The sequence below is a fragment of the Aphanothece microscopica RSMan92 genome (assembly GCF_046613545.2).
Lineage (GTDB): Bacteria > Cyanobacteriota > Cyanobacteriia > PCC-6307 > Cyanobiaceae > NIES-981.
On record NZ_JBKKKY020000003.1, the window covers coordinates 44,110 to 64,746 of the forward strand.

General features: G+C 70.8%; 22 protein-coding genes. 10 read left to right on the forward strand and 12 right to left on the reverse strand.

What is annotated here, in order from left to right; all coding sequences use genetic code 11:
• Window positions 1–55: 55 nt before the first annotated feature.
• Window positions 56–793 carry an orotidine-5'-phosphate decarboxylase gene (gene pyrF / locus ACLD7X_RS01535; protein ID WP_411421682.1) on the forward strand — a complete coding sequence of 246 codons (738 nt, stop codon included), beginning with the start codon at window positions 56–58 and terminating at the stop codon, window positions 791–793.
• A 15-nt stretch (window positions 794–808) separates the two neighbouring features.
• Entirely contained in the window at window positions 809–2,155 is a 1,347-nt protein-coding gene (locus ACLD7X_RS01540; RefSeq protein WP_411421683.1) for a 1-acyl-sn-glycerol-3-phosphate acyltransferase, read from the forward strand.
• Window positions 2,156–2,191: 36 nt separating this feature from the next.
• Here ACLD7X_RS01540 and ACLD7X_RS01545 read toward each other — a convergent pair whose 3' ends face one another.
• Genes ACLD7X_RS01545 through hpf form a run of 5 tightly spaced genes read right to left on the reverse strand, consistent with a single transcriptional unit; the run spans window position 2,192 to window position 6,963 of the window.
• Entirely contained in the window at window positions 2,192–3,472 is a 1,281-nt protein-coding gene (locus ACLD7X_RS01545) for a glycosyltransferase family 4 protein (RefSeq protein ID WP_412006909.1), read from the reverse strand.
• A gap of 27 nt (window positions 3,473–3,499) precedes the next feature.
• On the reverse strand, window positions 3,500–4,906 hold the full coding sequence (locus ACLD7X_RS01550; RefSeq protein ID WP_411421685.1) for an MFS transporter: 1,407 nt from the start codon (window positions 4,904–4,906) through the stop codon (window positions 3,500–3,502).
• Window positions 4,903–5,697, reverse strand: a complete 795-nt coding sequence (gene recO, locus ACLD7X_RS01555; RefSeq protein WP_411421686.1) for a DNA repair protein RecO — start codon at window positions 5,695–5,697, stop codon at window positions 4,903–4,905. Before recO ends, ACLD7X_RS01550 begins: the two co-directional genes overlap by 4 nt.
• A 7-nt stretch (window positions 5,698–5,704) precedes the next feature.
• Window positions 5,705–6,379, reverse strand: coding sequence for a deoxyribose-phosphate aldolase (deoC, locus tag ACLD7X_RS01560; RefSeq protein ID WP_411421687.1), 675 nt, complete (start codon window positions 6,377–6,379; stop codon window positions 5,705–5,707).
• Complete coding sequence (gene hpf, locus ACLD7X_RS01565; RefSeq protein ID WP_411421688.1) at window positions 6,376–6,963, reverse strand: ribosome hibernation-promoting factor, HPF/YfiA family; 588 nt, start codon at window positions 6,961–6,963, stop codon at window positions 6,376–6,378. The genes deoC and hpf overlap by 4 nt, the downstream gene beginning before the upstream one ends.
• A 54-nt stretch (window positions 6,964–7,017) precedes the next feature.
• On the opposite strand from hpf, the gene lipB reads away from it, so the two are divergent.
• From lipB to queA, 5 genes are all read left to right on the forward strand, one after another.
• Window positions 7,018–7,698, forward strand: coding sequence for a lipoyl(octanoyl) transferase LipB (lipB, locus tag ACLD7X_RS01570; RefSeq protein WP_411421689.1), 681 nt, complete (start codon window positions 7,018–7,020; stop codon window positions 7,696–7,698).
• Complete coding sequence (locus tag ACLD7X_RS01575) at window positions 7,692–9,695, forward strand: AMP-binding protein (protein ID WP_425625040.1); 2,004 nt, start codon at window positions 7,692–7,694, stop codon at window positions 9,693–9,695. Before lipB ends, ACLD7X_RS01575 begins: the two co-directional genes overlap by 7 nt.
• Before the next feature lie 104 nt (window positions 9,696–9,799).
• Complete coding sequence (locus ACLD7X_RS01580) at window positions 9,800–10,243, forward strand: YlqD family protein (protein WP_411421691.1); 444 nt, start codon at window positions 9,800–9,802, stop codon at window positions 10,241–10,243.
• 76 nt (window positions 10,244–10,319) lie between these two features.
• Window positions 10,320–11,687 (forward strand): dihydrolipoamide acetyltransferase family protein, encoded by a 1,368-nt coding sequence (locus tag ACLD7X_RS01585; RefSeq protein WP_411421744.1) that lies wholly within the window; start codon window positions 10,320–10,322, stop codon window positions 11,685–11,687.
• 84 nt (window positions 11,688–11,771) lie between these two features.
• Window positions 11,772–12,941 (forward strand): tRNA preQ1(34) S-adenosylmethionine ribosyltransferase-isomerase QueA, encoded by a 1,170-nt coding sequence (gene queA / locus ACLD7X_RS01590; protein ID WP_411421692.1) that lies wholly within the window; start codon window positions 11,772–11,774, stop codon window positions 12,939–12,941.
• 100 nt (window positions 12,942–13,041) lie between these two features.
• Here the strand turns inward: queA and ACLD7X_RS01595 are convergent, their stop codons facing one another.
• The 3 genes from ACLD7X_RS01595 to ACLD7X_RS01605 form a co-directional block, all read right to left on the reverse strand.
• Window positions 13,042–13,641, reverse strand: coding sequence for a superoxide dismutase (locus ACLD7X_RS01595; protein ID WP_411421693.1), 600 nt, complete (start codon window positions 13,639–13,641; stop codon window positions 13,042–13,044).
• 107 nt (window positions 13,642–13,748) lie between these two features.
• Window positions 13,749–14,375: an FKBP-type peptidyl-prolyl cis-trans isomerase gene (locus ACLD7X_RS01600; protein WP_411421694.1), complete on the reverse strand. Its 627-nt coding sequence runs from the start codon at window positions 14,373–14,375 to the stop codon at window positions 13,749–13,751.
• Window positions 14,376–14,403: 28 nt separating this feature from the next.
• Entirely contained in the window at window positions 14,404–14,742 is a 339-nt protein-coding gene (locus tag ACLD7X_RS01605; protein ID WP_411421695.1) for a phasin family protein, read from the reverse strand.
• Between the two features lie 52 nt (window positions 14,743–14,794).
• Between ACLD7X_RS01605 and ACLD7X_RS01610 the strand changes: the two genes are divergently transcribed.
• The gene (locus ACLD7X_RS01610; protein ID WP_411421696.1) at window positions 14,795–16,390 is read left to right on the forward strand and encodes an apolipoprotein N-acyltransferase; all 1,596 of its coding nucleotides are present in this window, start codon (window positions 14,795–14,797) and stop codon (window positions 16,388–16,390) included.
• Window positions 16,391–16,571: 181 nt separating this feature from the next.
• Here ACLD7X_RS01610 and ACLD7X_RS01615 read toward each other — a convergent pair whose 3' ends face one another.
• The 3 genes from ACLD7X_RS01615 to pdxH all read right to left on the reverse strand — a co-directional run bounded on the left by ACLD7X_RS01615 (window position 16,572) and on the right by pdxH (window position 18,594).
• A complete protein-coding gene (locus ACLD7X_RS01615) occupies window positions 16,572–17,144 on the reverse strand; it encodes a peroxiredoxin (protein WP_411421697.1) in 573 nt (190 codons plus the stop codon).
• A 212-nt stretch (window positions 17,145–17,356) separates the two neighbouring features.
• Entirely contained in the window at window positions 17,357–17,794 is a 438-nt protein-coding gene (locus tag ACLD7X_RS01620) for a hypothetical protein (RefSeq protein ID WP_412006908.1), read from the reverse strand.
• Window positions 17,795–17,925: 131 nt separating this feature from the next.
• Entirely contained in the window at window positions 17,926–18,594 is a 669-nt protein-coding gene (gene pdxH / locus ACLD7X_RS01625) for a pyridoxamine 5'-phosphate oxidase (RefSeq protein WP_411421699.1), read from the reverse strand.
• 122 nt (window positions 18,595–18,716) lie between these two features.
• Between pdxH and ACLD7X_RS01630 the strand changes: the two genes are divergently transcribed.
• Window positions 18,717–19,169, forward strand: a complete 453-nt coding sequence (locus ACLD7X_RS01630; RefSeq protein WP_425625041.1) for a DUF1499 domain-containing protein — start codon at window positions 18,717–18,719, stop codon at window positions 19,167–19,169.
• Here ACLD7X_RS01630 and ACLD7X_RS01635 read toward each other — a convergent pair.
• The gene (locus tag ACLD7X_RS01635; RefSeq protein WP_412006906.1) at window positions 19,145–19,558 is read right to left on the reverse strand and encodes a Crp/Fnr family transcriptional regulator; all 414 of its coding nucleotides are present in this window, start codon (window positions 19,556–19,558) and stop codon (window positions 19,145–19,147) included. The two genes, ACLD7X_RS01630 and ACLD7X_RS01635, sit on opposite strands and share 25 nt — an antisense overlap.
• A 169-nt stretch (window positions 19,559–19,727) precedes the next feature.
• Between ACLD7X_RS01635 and ACLD7X_RS01640 the strand changes: the two genes are divergently transcribed.
• Window positions 19,728–20,264, forward strand: a complete 537-nt coding sequence (locus ACLD7X_RS01640) for a cytochrome b/b6 domain-containing protein (protein ID WP_411421745.1) — start codon at window positions 19,728–19,730, stop codon at window positions 20,262–20,264.
• Window positions 20,265–20,637: the final 373 nt, after the last annotated feature.

Sequence of the window (20,637 nt, forward strand, 5' to 3'; positions counted from 1 at the left end):
CTGGACCTGCCTAGGGTTCGCCGTAGTGCTGCCCGTGCCGGTGGTCCCGGACTCCATGCTTGCCGAACCCATCCAGGCCCCACCGTCCCCGGCCGACGCCATCATCGTCGCCCTCGATGGCATGGACCCCGAGGCGGCCTGTCGCTTGGCGCGCGCGCTGCCCGAGCTGCGCTGGGTGAAGGTGGGCCTGGAGCTGTTCGTCGCCGCGGGCCCCGGGATCGTGAGCCGCCTGCAGGAGCTCGGTCTGCAGGTGTTCCTGGATCTGAAGTTCCACGACATTCCCGCCACCATGGCGGGAGCCTGCCGCAGTGCCGCCCGGCTGGGCGCCCGGATGATCACGGTGCATGCGGCCGCGGGGGGCCGGGCCCTGGCGGCGGCCCAGGCGGCGGCGGTGGACGCGGCGCAGGAAGCGGATCTGCCCGTGCCCACCCTGCTGGCGGTGACGGTGCTCACCAGCTGGGAGGCCGATTCCTTCGCGGCGGAGCTGGCGATCGGGGAGCCCCTGGAGCACTACGTGCCGCGGCTGGCCGCTCTGGCCGCCGCCGCCGGCATCGCCGGTGCCGTGTGCTCACCCCACGAGGTCAGCTCGCTGCGGGCCGCCCATCCGGCCCCCTTCACGCTCGTCACCCCGGGCATCCGGCCGGCGGGTTCGGCGGCCGGCGACCAGCGCCGGGTGCTCACCCCTGCCCAGGCGATCGCCGCCGGAGCGAGCCATCTGGTGATCGGCCGGCCGATCACGGCCTCACCTGACCCCGCGGCCGCCTTTGCCGCCTGCTGTGCCGAGCTGGCCTGACCGGAGCCATCGCCCATGCCCAGACTCACGCTTCAGGGCGCCGGCCCATCCCTGGCCTTCGTGCCGCCCGCCTACACCCCCTGGCTCCGGCGGGCCATCAGCCTGCTGATTCCGCTGTTGCTGCGCCGCAGAGGCGTGCAGCAGGTCCGCCCGGAGGGGGTGGAGGATCTGGCCCGGCTCTATGCCGCCCAGCAGCAGGGTCGGATCCGGCTGCTGGTGGCTTTCCGGCATCCCAGCACCCGCGATCCCCTGCTGATGGCCTGGCTCCTCTGGCATGCCCTGCCGCGGGCCGCCCGGCGGATCGGACTGGAGCTGCGCCGTCCGGTGCACTGCCAGTTTCTCTACGACCGGGGCATTCCCCTCTGGGCCGGTGCCCTGGTGGGCTGGGTCCTGAGCCATCTGGGGGGCATTGCGATCCAGCGGGGCAAACTCGATCGGCAGGCCCTGCGCGCCGCCCGCGACCTGGCGGTCCACGGGCCCTTCCCCCTGGCGATCGCGCCGGAGGGGGCCACCAACGACCACGGCGAGCTGATCAGTCCCCTCGAACCCGGTCTGGCCCAGATGGCCTTCTGGGCCTGTGAGGACCTGGAGGCCGAGGGCCGCGAGGAACGGGTGATGGTCGTGCCCCTCGGTCTGCGCTATGGCCTGCGGCGGCCCGACTGGACCAGGATCGACCGGTTTCTGGCCCTTTTGGAGGGACGCCTGGGCCTCGAGGCCAAGCCGGCGGCCGCGAGTGACGGTTCAGAGGCGCGCTATGGGCGGTTTCTGGCGGTGGCCGAAGGGCTGCTGATCGCCCTGGAAGGGTTCTATGGGCGGGCCCATGGGCTGGTCCTGGAGCCGACCGGCACGTTTCAGGACCGCCTGACCTCGTTGCGGCATCGGGTCCTGGAGATGGCCGAGCGGCCCTTCGGCCTCCGCTCCCAGGGAAGCCTCCAGGACCGTTGCCGTCGCATCGAGCAGGCCGCCTGGGAGCGGATGTACCGCGCCGATCTGGACGCCCTCTCGCCGGTGGACCGGAGTCTGGCGGACTGGACCGCGGCTGAGGCGGCCCTGGCTCTGGGCCACATGCGGCTGGTCGAACCCTTCGCCGCCATCAGCGGCACCTACGTGGCCGCCAAGCCCAGCCCCGACCGCTATGCCGAGCTGCTTCAGATTCTCTGGCGGGCCGTGGTCTGGATCGAGGGGCGCCCGGAGGACCCGCCGCCGGATCTGGGGCCGCTCCAGGCGCGCATCCGGCTGGGAACGCCGATCGATGTGACGGCCCGCCGGGGGGACTACCGCCGCGACCGGCGTCGGGCCGTCGAGGACCTGACGACAGCCGTCGGCCGCGGCCTGGAGGAGGCCATCGCCGACCCGGCGTGAGCGTCACACCCCCGGGGCCGCCGGCGCTGGGTGGTTTCAGGCGGCCAGATGGCCCTGGCCGACCACCTCGGCGTAGAGGCGTTCGAGGGCGTCGATGTTCCCCTCGAGGGTGTAGCGCTCCAGGACCCGGCCGCGGGCCCGTCGGCCCAGTTCGGCAGTGAGGACCGGCTGATCCCGCAGCACCGGCAGCAGGGTGCGCAGCTGGGTGGTCACCCCCTGGGTGCTGATCACGATGCCGGCGCCACCGTTCAGCACCTCCCCATCGGCCCCGGCGTCGGTGGCGACACAGGCCGTGCCGCTGGCCATGGCCTCCAGCAGGGCGAGGGACAGGCCTTCCACCAGGGACGGCAGCAGGAACACCTCCGCCAGTTGCTGCAGCGCCACCCGCATCGGCAGGCTGGGCTCGTAGCCCCACCACACCACATCCGGCTCGTCGTGGTTGCCCTGGAGGGCAGAACGCAGGGGGCCGTCGCCGACGATCAGCAGCACACAGCCGCTGGGGCGCACCAGCCGCCAGGCCTTCAGCAGGGCCTCCACATTCTTCTCGGTGGCAACACGCCCCATGTACAGGAACACCCGCCGGCCCATGAAACGCCGGCGCAGCTCGCAGAGTTCCGGCGAGGGGTCCTCGGTGGCAGGCCGCCAGGTGCTGGTGTCGACCCCATTGGGGATGACCGCCAGCCGCTCCGGCCCCACACCCAGGCGGATCAGCACCTCAGCCTGCAGCTCGGAGAACACGATGACCCGGTCGAAGCGGGCCAGGGAGGGGGCATAGAGCTGGTAGGTGAGCTGCTGGGTGCCGGCGGTGAGGTTGCGCAGGCTGGCGTCGAAGGCGGGATGAAAGGTGGCGACGAGGGGAAGGCCCAGCTGCTGGCAGAGGTCCGGCAGGCGGAAGTCCAGGGGGGAGAGGGTGAGGCTGGCGTGCACCAGGTCGGGGCGCAGCCGCTCGAGGGATTCCCTCAGCTCCCGTTGCGCTCCCGGTGAGGGAATCGTGTACACCTGGGATTTGACCAGGTAGGGGAGGGAGACTTCCGGTCCCGGGCTGTCCAGATCGGCGATCCCCAGGGCCGGCGGGGCTCCGCCGGCGGGGCTGCTGCTCAGCTCCAGCGGGGGGGAGGCCAGGAGGGGGCCGCCCCTGTCCCGTTGGCGTCCCTCAGCCCCCCGGCGGGTCAGCGGTCGCTCCGGGCCGGGTCGCGTGTCGAAGTGGATGAAGCTGATGCCATGGCCCCGGAGCCGCAGGGCATGGGTCGTGGTGAGGCCGTAGGTGACGTTGCCGCAGAAGGGGGATTTCTTGCCCAGCCAGGCAATGTGGGTCACCCGGGCTCGCTCGTCCGTCCCCACAAACTAACAGCGTCGCCAGGGCCGCTCCACGATGGCCGCCAGCAGGGCGATGGCCGCCAGGGTCCAGAGGACCGGCAGCAGCCCCCAGCGGCTGACGACCGCACCGGCCAGCACCAGCGGCAGGCTGAGCGCGATGTTGATCAGGTTGTTCTGGAGACCGAACACCTTGCCCCGCAGCTCCTCCGGGGTGTCCTCCTGAATCGTGGTCTGGGCGGGGATGGCCAGCAGTGCCGCTCCGACGCCCAGCACCCCGCAGAGCAGCAGGGTGAAGGTGAGACTGCCGCGCAGCTGGCCCAGCAGCAGCAGGCTCCAGCCGATCAGGCCGAGGCCGGCGGAGGCCAGCACACGCCGGTTGAGCCCCTGACCGAGCTGGGCGACGGCGAGCGCGCCGACCGCCAGACCCAGGCCACTCATCGCCAGCAGGGTGCCGAAGCGGGTCGGCCCCAGCCCGCTGACCGCTGAGGCCAGGCTGATCGCGAGCACATAGAGGGCGGCCAGCAGGCTGTAGAGCAGGACGAGCTGGAGCATGGCGCTGGCCACCCGCGGGCGCTCGCGCAGGACGGCGATGCCTTCGCGGATCTCCTCCAAGACCGAGCTGCGACTGGTGGGTCGTGGCTGCTCCCGCGCCTGGATGCGGGCGATCGAAAGGGCGGCGAAGCCGTAGCAGGCCGGCAACAGCAGGAATTCACCCCCCGGGATCCCCAGGGCTCCGAGGCCGGAGCGCAGCAGGCGCAGGATCGGATCACCGAGCGCAAAGCCCACGATCGTGGCGGCCATGCTGGTGGCCTGGTAGAGCGAGTTGGCCGCCAGCAGGTGCTGGGCGGGCATCAGCTGGGGGATCAGGGCCTGCTCGGCCGGGGCGAAGAACTGGGTCAGCACCGATTCGAGGAAGGTCATCCCCACGAGCCCCCAGTAGCCCCAGCTGAGCCCGAACCACTCCGGCCCCTCCAGCAGACAGAGCGGTGCCAGCAGCACCAGGGCAGCCCGCAGTCCGTTCGAGGCCACCATCACGGTGCGCTTCGGCCAGCGGTCGGCCCACACCCCGGCCACGGTCCCCAGCAGCATCGCCGGCAGGGTGTTGGCCACGTAGATCCCGGTGGCCAGCAAGGTGATCATCTGGGCCCGGGTCTCGGGCAGGTTCACCCGGATCGCCGAAGCGGCCTCGGCCAGGGCCGGATTGGCCTCCGGTGTGCCCTGCACCCAGGTCTGGGCGATCAGGAACACCATCAGCACGATGTAGAACTTGTCGGCCAGCTGGGAGAAGATCTGCCCCAGCCAGAGCAGCCGGAAGTCGGGGAGTTCCAGGACGGCCTGAAGGCCGCTCGACGCTCCCGGACCGATGCCACTGCCGTGGGGATTCCCTTGGGGACTGCCGTTCAACCTGGGCCGGGGACGACGGGGGCCGCTCATGATCGCGCAGCCCCGGATTCCAGCCCCAGCCGCAGCAGGCGGAAGGAGCGGGGCCGCCTCGCCAGGTGCTCGCCGCACCAGCACTCGATCAGGTCCAGGAGATGCAGCCAGACAGGCTGCGGTCCCATCAGCTGGCCGTCCTGGCGGCGCGGCAGCGATGGGCGCACCAGGCGCTGCAGCAGGGCCAGCTCAGAGGCATTCAGCACCACGCGGGCACCCGGCACCGCCCCGATGGCGATCCCTTCGCTGGGCAGCACACTGCAGCGCCAGGTCCAGTTCCCCAGGGGTGGATCCAGCCGCTCGCCGCTGCGGCAGCACTGCCCCAGGGGAAGGGCATAGCCCCCCAGGGCGAGCAGGTGAACCGAGCCCTGCACGGCCAGGGCCAGCACCTCCAGGCTCTCGCCCTTGTCCCGGACCACCTCCTCCAGGCGCCCGAGCTGCATCAGCACGTCCGCGAGCATGCCCGGTGCGGGGGACTGGCTGGGAACCAGGGCCAGGCAGAGTTCGGCCAGGGCCTGGGCTGCTGCCAGGGCGTCCAGCCGGCCGGCCAGGCCGCTGTAGTTGCGCAGCACCTTGAGCTGGCGCACCCGCAGCAGGTCGCCCCGGCCGCCCACCTGCAGGCGCAGATGGGCCAGGGGAACCGCGGCCGCCAGGCTGCTGCGGGGCTTGCGGGCGCCGGGAACGGCGAGGCGGACCAGGCCGGCCTGCTCACTCAGGAGGGTGAGCAGGCGATCGCTCTCGCCCAGGGGCCTGCTGCTGAGGGCCAGGCCTTCCAGTGAGGTCTCGGGCACCGGCGGATCAGTCCTTCAGGGCCTGCATCAGGCTCACGCCGCGGCTGGTGCCGAGGCGTGTGGCGCCGGCCTCCACCAGGGCGAACGCCTGCTCCACGGCGGTGATGCCCCCGGAGGCCTTCACCCCCGCCCGGCCCCGGGCCAGGTCCCGCACCCGGCCCACCTGGTCCACCCCCACGGGCGGACCGAAGCCGCTGCCGGTCTTGAGGAAGCGGGCCCCGGCGTCGATGCTGATTTCCACCAGCAGTTCCAGAGCCTCGGGCTCGAGGCGCGCCACCTCCAGGATCACCTTCACCGGCAGGCCCAGTTCGCAGATCCCAGCCAGGTCGTCCAGCACGGTCTGGCCATCCCGGTCGGCCAGGGCCCCGAAGTCAGGCACCACATCCAGTTCGTCCGCACCCGCCGCGGCTGCGGCTTCCGCCTCCGCCCGCTTCACCGCCGCCGGCACGGCCCCGAAGGGAAAGCCCACCACCGCCACCAGTCGGGGAGAAGCGCCGCGACCGCTGCCCGTCACGGGCAGCCGCTGCCGCGCCGTGGCCACCCAGCGGGAGGCCACGCACACCCCGGCGAAGCCGAAGTGGCGGGCCTCATCGCAGCAGCGGTGGATGGCCTCATGGCCCTGGTGGGGATCCAGCAGGGCATGGTCGATCAGAGGAGCCAGTTCCGGAAGGTCGCGGCTCACGCGTCCTTGGGTTGGATCACCCCGAACCCACCGTGGTTGCGGTGGTAGACGACCTGGATCTGGCCAGTCTCGGCGTCGCGGAAGACGAAGAAGTCGTGATCGATCATCTCCAGCTGGTGCAGGGCCTCATCCAGGCTCATCGGCGCCATCTCGAAGTACTTCCGCCGCACCCCACGGCTGGGCAGCTCGGGTTCCTTGCCGTCGGTGAGGCTGCTGCCGGGGGGCGGCAGCGAAGCGGCGCCTGCCTCCTCGTCGCGGGCCGAGCGATGCACCGGGCCCTGGCTCCGCTCGTGGATGCGCTCCTTGTAGCGGTTGAGCTGGCGGGTCAGCTTGCTGGCCACCAGGTCAATGCTGGCGTAGAGATTGTCGCTGCGCTCCTGCGCGCGGATCACCGTTCCGTTGGCGAACATCGTGACCTCGGCGATCTGCTGGGGCACCCGTGGGTTCCGAGCCACCGACAGGTGCACATCAGCTTCTTTCACCATCCCCTCGAAGTGGTTGATGGCGCGGGTGAGTTTGGTTTCGGTGTACTCCCGGATGGCCGGGGTCACCTCAAGATTGCGGCCATGGATCAGCAGTTTCATCAGATGGCAGCCGCCTCCGTTGCTCTGGTGACCCAACGCTAGGAAGGCTTGCCGATGGTCCCCCAGCTCGATGCAATCCTTTTTGAAGCGCACCGACCGGTGCCCTTCGAGGACGCCTGGACGGCGCAGCGGCAGCTGCAGCAGCGCCTGCTGACCAGCCCCGACGGGCCGGAGGCCGTGCTGCTGCTGGAACACGAACCCTGCTACACCCTCGGCCGCGGCGCTTCGGAAGCCTTCCTGCGCTTCGACCCCGCAGCCCCGCCCCTGCCTCTCCACCGCATCGACCGCGGTGGCGAGGTGACCCACCATGCCCCCGGTCAACTGGTGCTCTACCCGGTGCTGAACCTGCAGCGGCACGGCGCCGATCTGCACCTCTACCTGCGCCGGCTGGAGCAGGTGGTGATCGATCTGCTGGCCGGGCTGGACCTGCAGGGCGAACGGGTCGCCGGTCTGACCGGGGTGTGGCTGGACGGCCGCAAGCTGGCCGCCATCGGCGTGGGGGCGCGCCGCTGGATCAGCCAGCACGGGCTGGCTCTGAATGTGGAGATCGATCTGGCGGGTTTCGCCGCCGTGGTGCCCTGCGGCATCGCCGACCGTCCGGTGGGGAGGCTGGTGGACGCCAGCCCGGCCCTGACCACCAACGCCCTGCGCCAACCCCTCCTGGAGACCTTTGCCCGGCACTTCCAGCTGAATCTGCGCCCCCCTTCCGCCCAGGAACGGCTCGAGGGGTGGTAACCGTGGGCAGCCGCTGCGTCACCGCCGTGTCGCCCGTTCGCGCCCCTGGGGCCCCAGTCGCCGAGATCCACTGGAGCGGAACCCCCCAGGACCGGGAGGCCCTGGCCCTCCGCACCGACTGGGGGCACCTCAACGGCATCTGGGCCCTGTGGGGTCATCTGGATCGCCTCTACGCCGAGGCCCCGGCCCTGGAGGCCCCGCACGCCCATCCGCCGGTCAGCCTGAGTTTTCGGGAGCTGCATCAGGGCATCGAACGGCTCGCCGCCGCCTTCGCGGCCCTCGGGGTGCAGCCGGGCGACGTGGTGGCGCTCTTCGCTGAGAACGGCCCTCGCTGGCTCCTGGCTGACCAGGGGCTGATGCGCTGCGGTGCAGCCGATGCGGTGCGGGGCAGCGGGGCACCTGGAGAGGAACTCACCTACATCCTCGAGGATTCCGGCGCCATCGCTCTGGTGGTGGAGTCCGCCGCCCTGCTGGAGAAGCTCGGGCTCGGAGCGGAGCAGCGGGCCCGGCTGCGTTTCGTGGCGGTGCTGGAGGGGGACCCGGGCCCGGATGACTCCGGACTCCCCTGCTTCAGCTGGCAGGCCCTGCTGGAACGGGGCAAGGCGGCCCTCGCGGCCGGTGACGCCGCACCGGCCCCGCCGGCGGATCCGGCCGCCCTGGCCACGATCCTCTACACCTCCGGCACGACCGGCCAGCCCAAGGGCGTTCCGCTCAGCCACGCCAATCTGCTGCACCAGCTGCGCCACCTGGGGGTGGCGGTCACCCCGCACCCCGGGGAACGGGTCGTGAGTGTGCTCCCCATCTGGCATTCCTACGAACGCAGTGCCGAATATTTCCTGCTGGCCTGCGGCTGCCAGCAGACCTACACCACCCTCAAGAAGCTCCGCTCCGATCTGCAGCGGGTCCGTCCCCACTACCTGATCAGCGTGCCGCGGCTGTGGGAAGCCCTGCAGTCGGGCTTCGAGGACGCCCTCGCCGGGATGTCCCCGTCCCGCCAGCGCCTGCTGCGGGTCGCCCTGGGCAACAGCCGGGCCCACGCCCTGGCCCGTCGCCGCGCCCGCGACCTGACCCTCGAGCATGCGTCACGGCCCACACGGATCGCGGCGGCGGCCGAGGCCCTGCTGCGCTGGCCGTTGCACGCCCTGGCCGGCCGGCTGCTGTGGCCCAAGCTGCGCGGCCAGCTCGTGGGCGGACGGCTCCGCACCGCCATCAGCGGTGGTGGTGCCCTGGCGCTCTCCGTCGATGGCTTCTTCGAGGCCATCGGCATCGAGCTGCTGGTGGGGTACGGCCTCACCGAGACCAGCCCGGTGCTCACCTGCCGGCGCCCCTGGGCCAACCGCCGCGGCAGCGCCGGCCAGCCCCTGCCGGGCACCGCCATCCGCATCGCCGATCCCGAGACCCATCAACCCCTGCCTGCCGGCGAGAAGGGCCTGGTGCTGGCCCGGGGCCCCCAGGTGATGGCGGGCTACTGGGGCAAGCCCGAGGCCACGGCGCGGGTGCTCGATGCCGAGGGTTGGTTCGACACCGGTGACCTGGGCCGCCTGCTGGATGACGGCTCCCTGGTGCTCACCGGCCGTGCCAAGGACACGATCGTGCTGAGCAGCGGAGAGAACATCGAGCCCGGTCCCCTGGAGGATGCTCTGGTGGCCAGTCCCCTGGTGGAGCAGGTGATGCTGGTGGGCCAGGATCGCAAGCAGCTCGGTGCCCTGGTGGTGCCGCGGCCGGAAGCCCTGGTGGCCTTCGCCGAACGTGCCGGCCTGGCCTGGTCGGAGCGCGAGCCCCCCCAGCCGGCCCTGCTGCGTGCCCTCACCCGCGCCTGCAACCGGCTGCTGGAGGAGCGCCCGGGTTCCCGGCCCGACGAGCGCCTCGGGGGGGTGGCGATCGTGGAGCCGTTCACCATCGAGAACGGCCTGCTCACCCAGACCCTGAAGCAGCGCCGCGACCGGATCGCGGACCGCGATGCCGCGGCGATCGAGAGCCTCTACGGGACCCCCTGATGGGCCCCGCAGCGGGCCGCTGTCTTCGGGGTGACGGGTGCGGCCAACCGTCGGTTGACCACGGCCGGCCCCCCTGACAGCCTGGGCGCTGCAGCGCATTCCGCATGGCCAACGGCAGCCTTTCGATCAAACGCTCGATCACGGTGCGGGCCGTGGTGACCCCGCGCTGGAAGGAGGATGCCGAACGGGAACTGGGCAATGCCCTGGCCGGCAGTGACGGCCAGCTGGCCCAGCTGGAGCAGGAGGGGCAGCAGCTGATCGACGAGATCCGCCGACAGAGCGCCAATCCACTCGATCCGCGGGTGCAGGACCAGGTGGCTTCGGTGCAGCAGCAGGTGGCCGCCAAGCGCGCCGAGCTGGAGGAGCAGAAGCGCCAGATCCTCGAGCAGCAGCGCCAGGTGCGTGAGCTGGAGATGGAGCAGATCGTCGAGCAGGGGCAGCTCGAGAGCTTCTGCGAGGTGCAGGTGGGTGACAACCTCGTGGAGAAGCTCCAGGCCGCGGTCCTGGTGCGGGATGGGGTGATCGAGGCGATCGAAGGCACGCTCTGAGGCTGCCGGCGAGAAGGGGCCTCGTAAAATCCGCCCACTTGCGCGGCGGACTCCGTTGGCCACCCACGAAATCTTCATGCCCGCCCTCTCCTCCACCATGACGGAGGGCAAGATCGTGGAGTGGCTCAAGCAGCCTGGCGACCGGGTCGAGCGCGGTGAATCGGTGCTCGTGGTGGAGAGCGACAAGGCCGACATGGACGTGGAGGCTTTCCAGGAAGGCTTTCTCGCCGCCGTGCTGATGCCGGCCGGCGGCACCGCTCCCGTCGGCGAGACCATCGGGCTGATCGTGGAGAGCGAGGCGGAGATCGCCGAGGCGGCCGCCAAGGCGCCCACACCGGCGGCCGCTGCCGCACCGGCTGCTTCGACCCCGGCCCCGGCAGCCCCGGCTCCAGCCGTTGCTGCACCTCCGGCTGCGGCGCCTGTCGCCCCCGCCACGCCGGCAGCCCCGGCTCCCGTTGCCGCCCCGGCTGCGGTGGTCGCCCCGGCTGCCGTGGTCGCCCCAGCCTCGACCGCCAGCGGCCGGGTGGTGGCCTCCCCCCGGGCGCGGAAACTCGCCGGCCAGCTGGGCGTGGATCTCGGTGCCCTGCGCGGCAGCGGCCCCCACGGCCGCATCCAGGCTGAGGACGTGCTCGCCGCCACCGGTCAGCCGATCAGCGTGCCGCGGGTGGCCGAGGGCAGTGGTCCGGCCGTCGCTGCGGCCGCGGCCCTCGCCGCTGGCACGGCGGCTCCGGCTCCTTCCCCCGCTGGCCAGGCCTTTGGCCGTCCTGGGGAGGCCGTGAGCTTCAACACCCTCCAGAACGCGGTCAACCGCACCATGCTGGCCAGCCTGGCGGTGCCCTGCTTCCGGGTGGGCTACACGATCACCACCACCAGGCTGGATGCCTTCTACAAGCAGGTGAAGGGCAAGGGCGTCACGATGACGGCCCTGCTGGCCAAGGCTGTGGCCGTCACCCTGGCCCGCCATCCCCAGGTGAATGCCGCCACCAGTGGCGACGGCAGCGCCATGGTCTACCCGGCTGCCGTGAACGTGGCGGTGGCCGTGGCCATGGAGGACGGCGGCCTGATCACGCCGGTGCTGGCCAACGCTGACCGCACCGACATCTATGCCCTGGCCCGCTCCTGGGCCGATCTGGTGGCCCGGGCCCGCAGCAAGCAGCTGCAGCCTGAGGAGTACAGCACCGGTACGTTCACCCTCTCGAATCTGGGCATGTTCGGCGTCGACCGTTTCGACGCGATCCTTCCCCCGGGGACCGGAGCCATCCTGGCCGTTGCGGCGTCGCGGCCCTGCGTGGTGGCCGGCAAGGACGGATCGCTGCGGGTGGCCAACCAGATGCAGGTGAACCTCACCTGCGACCATCGCACGATCTACGGGGCCCATGCCGCCGCCTTCCTCAAGGACCTGGCGCAGCTGATCGAGACCGACCCCGAAAGCCTGGCCCTCTGAGCCGGGCCGCTCCGGCAGCCGGTTCATCCGGCCGTCGGTGCGCTAGTACGGGCCAGCCTGATCCGCCTTTCCGGCCAGCTGCGGGTGCCGAGCGACTGCGACCACTTCCCTTCACCAGCCGATTCACCAGCGGATGCGGCCGATCCCGAGGACCTGAGGCTCTCGAGCTACGCCTTTCCCCTCCCGCCCGAGCGGATCGCCCAGCGGCCCGTGGAGCCACGGCATGCCGCCCGCCTCCTGGTGGTGGACGCCCAGGAGGGGTCGCACCACCGGCAGGTCTGGGACCTGCAGGAGGCGCTGCGGCCCGGGGATCTGCTGGTGGTCAACGACACCCGGGTGCTGCGGGCTCGGCTCCAGGCTCGCCGCCCCTCGGGGGGGGCGGTGGAGCTGCTGGTGATCGAACCGTGGGGGGGTGGGACGACCCCGGGCCAGTGGCTCTGTCTCGCCCGGCCGGGCAAGCGGCTCCACCCTGGCGATGGCCTGGAGGTGGTGGCGGAGGGGCAACCGCCCCTGCCCGTCACGGTGGTGGCGCGGGACCAGGAGACGGGGGGGCGGGTGATCCAGTTCCCGGCCGCGTGCGTGGATGCGGCGGCGCTCGAGCCGCTGCTGCTGCGCTACGGGGCCATCCCCCTGCCCCCCTACATCCACGCGCACGACGCCAGTGACAACGACCGCTACCAGACCCGCTATGCCTCCCGTCCCGGGGCCGTGGCCGCTCCCACGGCCGGGCTGCACCTGAGCGATGAGCTGCTCGCCGCGATCCGCCGCCGCGGCGTCGAGATCGCCACCACCACCCTGCACGTGGGGCTGGGCACCTTCCGGCCAGTGGAGACGGAAGACCTGCGCGACCTCGAACTCCACAGCGAGTGGGTGGAGGTGAGTGAGGCGCTGGTGGCGGCGGTGCAGGCCTGCCGGGCCCGGGGCGGGCGGGTGATCGCCATCGGCACCACCAGCGTGCGCAGCCTGGAGGGGGTGGCGGCGCTCCACGACGGGGAGTTGCGGCCCTTCACAGGGCCGGTGAACCTGGTGATCCAGCCGGGCTTCCGCTTTGCGGTGGTGCAGGGCCTGCTCACCAACTTCCACCTGCCCAGGAGCTCGCTGCTGCTGCTGGTGAGCGCGCTGATCGGGCGGCAGCGGCTGCTGGCGCTCTACGCCGAGGCGATCGAACGGGAGTACCGCTTCTTCTCCTATGGCGATGCGATGTGGATCGCCCCCGAGGCGGTGCTGCCGCAGGCGCGGGATGCCCGAACCTGAGGGCGAGAGCTCCCCGCCCAGGCCCATGAAAAAGCCCCCGCTGCAGCGGGGGCCGGCTGGTCCGAGGGACCAAGCCTTCCAGGAGGCCTTCAGGCGGATTTCAGGCAGCGGCCAGGTTGGCGGCCACGAAGTCCCAGTTCACCAGCTTCTCGAGGTAGGTGGTGATGTAGTCGGGGCGGCGGTTCTGGTAGTCGAGGTAGTAGGCGTGCTCCCACACATCCATGGTGAGCAGGGCCGTCTGGCCATGGGCCAGGGGCAGGTCGGCGTTGCCGGTCTTGGTCACCTTGAGGGTGCCGCCATCGAGCACCAGCCAGGCCCAGCCGCTGCCGAACTGGGTGGCGCCGGCCGTCTTGAACTGCTCCACGAAGGCTTCGAAGCTGCCGAAATCGGCATTGATCTTCTCGGCCAGGGCGCCGTCGGGTTGACCGCCACCGCCGGGCTTCATGCACTGCCAGTAGAAGCTGTGGTTCCACACCTGGGCGGCGTTGTTGAACACACCGGCCTTGGCTGCGTCACCGGCCACCGCGGTGATGGTCTCCTCCAGGCTCTTGCCTTCGAGGTCGGTGCCCTCCACCAGCTTGTTCAGGTTGGTGACGTAGGCGTTGTGGTGCTTGCCGTGATGGAACTCGAGGGTCTGGCGGGAGATATGGGGCTCGAGCGCATCGAGGCCGTAGGGCAGCGCGGGCAGCGTATGGGCCATGGATGTGATTGACGTGCTGAATGATGCCCGCCGGTGTGCCCGACGGATGGGGGGATCCTAACGATCGCTACAGATTCCCTGGTTCGGAGCTCGGTTCGGCGCCTGCCTCAGCGGCCGATCCCGAGCAGCTCCACTTCGAAGATCAGGGTGGCGTTCGGGGGAATCACCCCACCGGCGCCGCGCTCGCCGTAGGCCAGGTCGGGGGGGATCACGAGCTTGCGCTTGCCGCCCACCTGCATGCCGGCGACGCCCTCATCCCATCCCTTGATCACGCGGCCGGCACCCAGGGGGAAGGAGAAGGGGCCACGCCCGTAGCTGCTGTCGAATTCCTTGCCGTTTTCGAGGGTGCCCCGGTAGTTGACCGACACGCTCTGCCCGGCCGTGGCTTCCGGCCCGTCGCCGACCACCAGGTCGGTGATGCGCAGGCCGCTGGCGCTTACCCGCTCCTTGGGGGCGCTCATGTCCCCACCGAGGGCACTGGCCTGGGCGATTTCAGGAGAGGACTCGGGGGCCATGGCGAACAGGGTGGGGTTGGGGTCGTCGGGATCGAGCTCGAAGCTGAAGGCCGCGCTGGCCTCAGCGGCAGAGCGCTGGGCCGCGGCGGCGCTCATGGAGGCCGGCTGGGTGTCGCCGGGCCCGGCAGCCGCGACGATGGTGGGGCTCACCAGCTGGCTGATCAGGGCCAGCAGGAGACAGGCCACGCACACCGTGGATGAGATCAGGATGTCGCGCATGGCGGCCCGGAATGCCGCCTGATTCTGCCTACTCGCCGGGGGCGTCGACGGAACGCTGCCGCTGGGCCTGCTCCAGCCGGTCGATCCGGCCGCGCAGCTCGTCGAGTTCCCGCTGGAGCGGGATGCCCAGGTCCTGGAGCAGCTGGTCGCGGTTGCGCTCGAGCTGCCGTCCGGCCTGTTCCTCCAGCCCTGGGGTCTCGCCACGCAGGGCCTTGAGCACATCCTCCACCAAGGCGGAGGCGTGGCTCGGATCCAGCTTGCCGCTGCGTACCCACTCCTGGCTCACGTAGCGCAGGCGATCGGTCACCAGGGAGGTGGTGCCCAGTCCGCGCAGCAGGAGCTGTTGCAGGGGGTTCGAGGAGTCCATCGGGACGGCGATCCGGCTGTTTCAACCTTGGCGCTTCCTACCCTTTCTGGCCATGGCGGTCGAGGGTCGGTTGGGTCGCTCGTCGGATCGCTCCTCGGATCGCTCCTCGGATCCCACCGATCGGCTCGCGGGCGGCCTGGGGTGGGCCTGGCTCAGGCCAGGCGTCGCCGGACTGGCCGGCGGGTTGGCCCTGCCGCCGCTGGGATGCCCGCCGTTGCTCTGGCTCGCCCTCGCCCTGCTGTGGGCCGCGGCCGCCGGCCCCGCCCCGGCCCGGGCCGGGGCGCTCTGGGGCGGGCTGGCGGTGCTGGTGAGTCACCGCTGGCTGCTGGGTCTCCACCCGCTGGACTGGATCGGCGTGCCGCTGCCGCTCAGCCTGCCGCTCTGCTGGCTGCTCCTGCTCAGCTGCGCCGGGTTGGGGGCTGGGCTGGTGGCCCTGTGGTGCCGGCTGGCCGCCCGCCTGGATGGCCGCAGATTCAGCACCGCGGTGCTGCTGGCCTGCAGCTGGGGGTGCGTGGAGGTGCTGCTGGCCCAGGGCCCGCTGTTCTGGATGGGGCTCGGGGCGTCGGCCCTGCCGCAGGATCCTCCACTGGCGGCCCTGGCCGCCCTGGGGGGGGGCGGTCTGGTGGCTGCGGTGCAGCTGCTGCTGGGTTGGGGGCTCTGGCGGCTGGCCGTCGCCCCGCAGCGCCGCCGCGCTATCGCGGCCTGGGTGCTGGCGGTCGTGCTCCTGCATGCCGGTGGAGCCTGGTGGCTCGCCCGTGGGGTCCTGCCGCAGGGTGCCGGAGAGCGGGTCCTGGTGCTGCAGCCGGGCATCCCCACCCGGGAGAAATTCAGCGGGGCCTCACGGCAGCGCCTCGATCGGCTGCTGGCTCTGGCCCTGCAGCGCGCCCAGGACCTGGAGGCGGATGCGGTGCTGCTGCCGGAGGGAGCCCTCGGTCTCGAGCCCGTGCTGGAGGCCCCGGCGCCCGTGGAGCTGCTCAGCGGTGGCTTCCGCTGGCAGCAGGGTGAAGAGGGACAGGAGCAGCGCAGTGCCCTGCTGCGTTTCCCGGTCGGGGCGACCCAGCCGCAGTCCGCCGTGGACAAGCACCGTCTGGTGCCGCTGGGCGAATGGGTGCCGCTGGCGGGCCTGGTGCGCTGGAGTGGCCTCTCGGCGGTGGGCGGCCTCGAGCCGGGTGCCGCCTCCCGCTTGCTGGCGAGGCCGGCCGGGGCGGTGGGGGTGGCCATCTGTTACGAGCTGTCCGATGGTGCCGCCCTGGCGGCTGCCAGCCGCGACGGCGCGACCTGGCTGTTGGCCACGGCCAACCTCGACCCCTACCCGTTGCTGCTGCAGCGGCAGTTCGAGGCGCTGTCCAGGCTGCGGGCGCTCGAGACGGGCCGCTGGCTGGTCAGTTCGGCCAACACCGGCCCCAGCCTGCTGGTGAGTCCCCGCGGAGCGGTGATCGCCCGGCTGGCGCCCGGGGGTGCCTCCATGGGCCTGTTCCCGCTGGGTCAGAGCAGCGGAGACACCGGCTATGTCCGCTGGGGCGAGGCTCCGCTCTGGCTGGCCATCGTGCTGGCGGGCCTGCTGCGCTGGCGCGGCCGGGGGCCTGGTCGGCCCCCCGGCCTTGCGGGGTTCAACCGACGAACTGAAGAGCCACCTCCACGAGGGTGAAGCCGAGCAGTCCGGCGAGGGCGAGCAGTGAGCCGGATCCGGTCATCAGAAATGTCTCCCTTGGCGGGAGCCTGGGGTCGTTGGACGAGATTCTGACGAAATCCTTAAGGCCGGGGTCGTAGCGACGGTCACCGAGGGGTGAATCGTTACGCCGGCTCCGCCGGAGGCGGGCCTGGATCGTTCACCCCTCGAAGGCCTGGCGCGGTGCGGAGACGCCGGTGGGCTCGCTCCCCTTGAGGTAGGCCAGCATCGTGTCGGCGTCCGAAACCTCGAAGGGGTCGATCGGGCAGTTGTCGCCGAAGTCGGGCTCGAGGAAGATCTTCTCGATCCGGCCGTCGTTCACGAGCATCGAGTAGCGCCAGGAGCGCAGGCCGAAGCCCAGGTTCGACTTGTCCACGAGCATCCCCATCTTGCGGGTGAACTCCCCGTTCCCATCGGGCAGCAGGAAGACGCGGCTCGCTCCCACGTGCTTGCCCCACTGGAACATCACGAAAGCGTCATTGACCGAGAGGCAGATGATCTGGTCGACGCCGAGGGCGCGGAACTCGTCGTAGAGCTCCTCGTAGCGGGGCAGGTGGTTGGAGGAGCAGGTGGGGGTGAAGGCTCCGGGAAGGGAGAACAGCACCACCTTTCTGCCCTTGAAGATCTCGTCGCTGCTGAGGTCCTGCCAGCGGAACGGGTTCGGTCCGGGAACGGATTCATCGCGCACCCGGGTCTTGAAGGTGACGTCGGGGACGCGGTCGATGACGGCCATGGTTGCGGAGTGACGCGAGGGACTGCGATGGGGACACGGCGGTCGGGGCCAGCCGGAGCCGGGCGGGAGCGCGGCCGTGACACTTATCCATAATGACTCCGCTTTGCAATAGGCGCCAATGGGTGAAAGTGCTCATCGCCGTGCCCTGGTGGGGCTCCGGGGTGTCTGCCGGGCGGGTCGCGGAACTCCCCCTCCGGCACGCCCTCTGAACCTCAGCGCAGCTGGCGCCACCAGCGCCACCCCTCCACGTTGATCAGCACGCCGAACACCGTCAGCGCCACCATCAGCACGATCTGGTCGAGCCGGGCATCCGGGATGAGGATGTCGGCCAGGAGGTGGGGGATGTTGGTCACGGTGTACACGACACTGAACCAGAAGTGCACCCTCCGCCAGCGGCGCCAGGGTCGGCCCGGATCCGCCGAGCTGGTCGCGTAGGCGATCAGCACCAGGGCGATCAGGGGCAGCAGGAAGTAGGCGAGCATCGTGCCGAACAGCAGCGGCAACTGGCTCGCGGGAACGTGGCTGTGAATTTCCGCTGACTGGCCGTGAAACAGCGGCATCAGGCCGAGGTCCACGTGGAAGAGCATCGCCAGCAGCCAGGCGAGCCAGAGGACGATCAGGCGAAGGGCATGGTCGATGGGGGCCGACATCACCGCGGGGTGCAGCTCCCTCCAGGTTGGCTTCGGCGCAGGCCCCTGGCTGCGGGGGTTCCATCCCGCCCCCGTCCCAGGTCCCCGCTCCCCGGTCCCAGGCCCCGTACCAAGAGGGGGTGCTGGAGGGCTCAGGGCGCCAGCCGCTCGATGGTCCACCGATCAGCCTCGGGCTGGTCAGTGCCGCGCCGGTAGAGGAAGCGATCGTGCAGACGGTTCTCGCGACCCTGCCAGAACTCGAACGCCTCGGGCACGACCCGGAACCCTCCCCAGGCGGGGGGGAGCGGCACCTCGCCGTGGGCAAAGCGCCGCTGAATGTGATCCCACTGCATCTCGAGGATGCGGCGGGAGCTGATCACCGCACTCTGCTGGGAGACCCAGGCGCCCAGGCGGCTGCCGATCGGGCGGGAGATGAAATAGGCCAGCGACTCGGCCGCGGAGATCCGCTCGGCGAGGCCCTCGATCGCCACCTGTCGCTCCAGCGGATACCAGGGGAACAACAGGCTTACGCCCGGGTGCTCGGCGATCTGGCGGGCCTTGCGGCTGCCGTAGTTGGTGAAGAACACGAAGCCGCGGGCATCGAAAGCCTTCAGCAGCACCGTGCGGGAACTGGGACGCTGGCCGTCACTGGTGGAGAGCACCATCGCGTTGGGTTCGGGCAGTTCCGCCGTCCTGGCCTGCTCAAACCAGGTGCGGAACTGCTCCACCGGATCGCTGGCCAGATCAGCGCGGCGCAGACCCCCACGGCGGTACTCCCGCCGCAGGGCGGCGAGGGGGGAATCGGCGCTGGGGTCCGTCATCGGGAAGGGGGCGCTCGGCGCCAAGCCGTTGTGGTGCCGTTGCCGGCCCGCAGCGGACGCGGTCCGCCAACGTACCTAGCTTGAAACCAAGGCGGTGTCAGCCCCACGGCCTGCCCGACGCCATGATCGCTCTGATGCACCAGCTGCTGCACCACCTGCTGCGCCATGGGGTCCTGGTCGTCAGCCTCGCCCTGTTCCACCTGGTGGGCCCGGTGCCTGCGGAGCTCGGCGTGGACCAGGGCGCCCTGGCGGCATGTTCCTCGCCGGCCCATTGCGCCCGGGTGGACTGGCCGGTGGCCGATCCGGAGCATGCGCTTGCCGCCCTGCTGCCTGCGCTCACGGCGATGCCCCGGGTGGAGGTGGTGGAGCAGGGGCCGGGCTACGTCCATGCCACAGCCACCAGTGCCCTGTTCGGCTTCGTCGATGATCTGGAGTTGTACGCCGACGGGCGGCGCGGGCTGCTGCAGGCTCGCTCCGTGTCGCGTCTGGGGGATTCCGATCTGGGGGTGAATGCCCGGCGACTGGCCCAGCTCCAGCAGCTGCTGGAGGATCAGATGCCCATGCTGGCCACCTGATCCTGAAGGCGTCGTTTGAGATCCCGCAGCCGTGCGCCCAGCGACTGGAGCATCTCCAGGGCGAACATCGGCGTCTCCTGAACGGCGAACAGAAATTCCTGCTGGTTCATCACCACCAGCTGGCCATCGCTCAGCGCCGTGGCCGTGCCGAAGCGACGCTGCTGAGGATCGAGGAAGGCGCCGATGCCGAAGGTCTGGCCGGGGCCCATGGTTTCGCTCATGCCGCCGGCGTTCCATTCGAGCTGCACGGAACCCTCCAGCACCCCGTAGAGGCAGTCGCCGGGGTCTCCGCTGCGGAAGATCACCTGGCCCTTCTGGATCGCCATCACGGGACGGTTGTGGGCGATGGCCTGGATCGTTGCCAGGGCGTTGCTGGACGTGAGATGCATGGACTCCGGAGTGGAGGCTTGGGGCACATGGACCCCAGGGAGAGGGAAGCCCATGCTGATGCCTGGCACCAGCTTGCCAACGGCTGGTTAAGAGACGCCTCAGCACCGCGCTTGCCTGTCAGGGCGTCAGCTCCACTACAACAGGCCACAGCTGGATCGGCGCGTGGCGATGCCACCTGTGAGCCCCTATCAACCCTCCCTGCTGCGGCTGTTGCATGGCGCGATGGTCGTGCTTGTGCCTCTGTGCTGGCTGAGTGGCTTCGTGGTGTACTCCAACCAGGACGGCCGCTGGGGTCGCCTGGCCTGGGTGATCCCCGGTGAGTGGATCGACATCCACGGCACGTTCGGCGTGCTGCTCTGGCCCCTGGCCCTGCTGTTTGCCCTCTATGCCCTCAGCCTGGGACGTTCACGGCTGCGCCAGGCGGCCAATGCTGCCGCCCTGATCGCTCTGGTGCTGGCTGTGGGGAGCGGCAAGCTCATGAACGAAGCATGGTTGCGTTCGGGCCAGCTCGATCACCTCGTGTACGGCGCACACCTCACGGCCTGGCTGTTGATCGCGGCAGTCGTGATCTGGCACCTGACCGCAGTGCTGCGGCGCGGCGGACGGGCGCTGGCCAGCTCCATGCTCCAGCTGCAGGTGCGCGCCAATGACCAACCGCGCCATTGGCCCTCACAGGTGAAGACCTGGTTCCAACGTCGGGCCTGAGGCTGCCGCAGGGGCTCAGGCCGCCAACCTCGATGGGGGCGGCAACCTACGCCGAGCTCCGCACCGCGGCAAGGGCGATGGATGGGGTGGGCTCTGGGTAGATGAACACAACAAAGCCCGGAAGCGTTGGCCCCGGGCCGTTGTTGGCTCAGCCGCGGTACCCGCGAGGACATCGGGGCGCACCTGGGCGTTGGATTGGCGTGGATAAAGGCTGATCGTCAGATCAGATGGTTTTCAGTTGTGGTCGGAGCTGCCGGCGCTGGCACCTGGGGCCAGGTGTCGAGTGGGATGTTCCGTTGGGTCCGGGGCACCTGAGGCAGAGCCGTGAACGGTGCAATGGACGGCGACATGGCGACACGCCAGGAACATCAGA

Bases quoted from the DNA above. Each gene is read 5' to 3' on its own strand.
- ACLD7X_RS01540 (WP_411421683.1), top strand. From the start codon at position 809: ATGCCCAGACTCACGCTTCAGGGCGCCGGCCCATCCCTGGCCTTCGTG.
- hpf (WP_411421688.1), bottom strand. From the start codon at position 6,963: ATGAAACTGCTGATCCATGGCCGCAATCTTGAGGTGACCCCGGCCATC.
- ACLD7X_RS01635 (WP_412006906.1), bottom strand. From the start codon at position 19,558: ATGCATCTCACGTCCAGCAACGCCCTGGCAACGATCCAGGCCATCGCC.
- ACLD7X_RS01615 (WP_411421697.1), bottom strand. From the start codon at position 17,144: ATGGCCGTCATCGACCGCGTCCCCGACGTCACCTTCAAGACCCGGGTG.
- pyrF (WP_411421682.1), top strand. From the start codon at position 56: ATGCTTGCCGAACCCATCCAGGCCCCACCGTCCCCGGCCGACGCCATC.
- ACLD7X_RS01630 (WP_425625041.1), top strand. From the start codon at position 18,717: ATGATCGCTCTGATGCACCAGCTGCTGCACCACCTGCTGCGCCATGGG.
- ACLD7X_RS01600 (WP_411421694.1), bottom strand. From the start codon at position 14,375: ATGCGCGACATCCTGATCTCATCCACGGTGTGCGTGGCCTGTCTCCTG.
- ACLD7X_RS01595 (WP_411421693.1), bottom strand. From the start codon at position 13,641: ATGGCCCATACGCTGCCCGCGCTGCCCTACGGCCTCGATGCGCTCGAG.
- pdxH (WP_411421699.1), bottom strand. From the start codon at position 18,594: ATGACGGACCCCAGCGCCGATTCCCCCCTCGCCGCCCTGCGGCGGGAG.
- ACLD7X_RS01580 (WP_411421691.1), top strand. From the start codon at position 9,800: ATGGCCAACGGCAGCCTTTCGATCAAACGCTCGATCACGGTGCGGGCC.
- lipB (WP_411421689.1), top strand. From the start codon at position 7,018: ATGGTCCCCCAGCTCGATGCAATCCTTTTTGAAGCGCACCGACCGGTG.
- ACLD7X_RS01640 (WP_411421745.1), top strand. From the start codon at position 19,728: ATGCCACCTGTGAGCCCCTATCAACCCTCCCTGCTGCGGCTGTTGCAT.
- ACLD7X_RS01620 (WP_412006908.1), bottom strand. From the start codon at position 17,794: ATGTCGGCCCCCATCGACCATGCCCTTCGCCTGATCGTCCTCTGGCTC.
- ACLD7X_RS01585 (WP_411421744.1), top strand. From the start codon at position 10,320: ATGCCCGCCCTCTCCTCCACCATGACGGAGGGCAAGATCGTGGAGTGG.
- ACLD7X_RS01610 (WP_411421696.1), top strand. From the start codon at position 14,795: ATGGCGGTCGAGGGTCGGTTGGGTCGCTCGTCGGATCGCTCCTCGGAT.
- ACLD7X_RS01605 (WP_411421695.1), bottom strand. From the start codon at position 14,742: ATGGACTCCTCGAACCCCCTGCAACAGCTCCTGCTGCGCGGACTGGGC.
- ACLD7X_RS01550 (WP_411421685.1), bottom strand. From the start codon at position 4,906: ATGAGCGGCCCCCGTCGTCCCCGGCCCAGGTTGAACGGCAGTCCCCAA.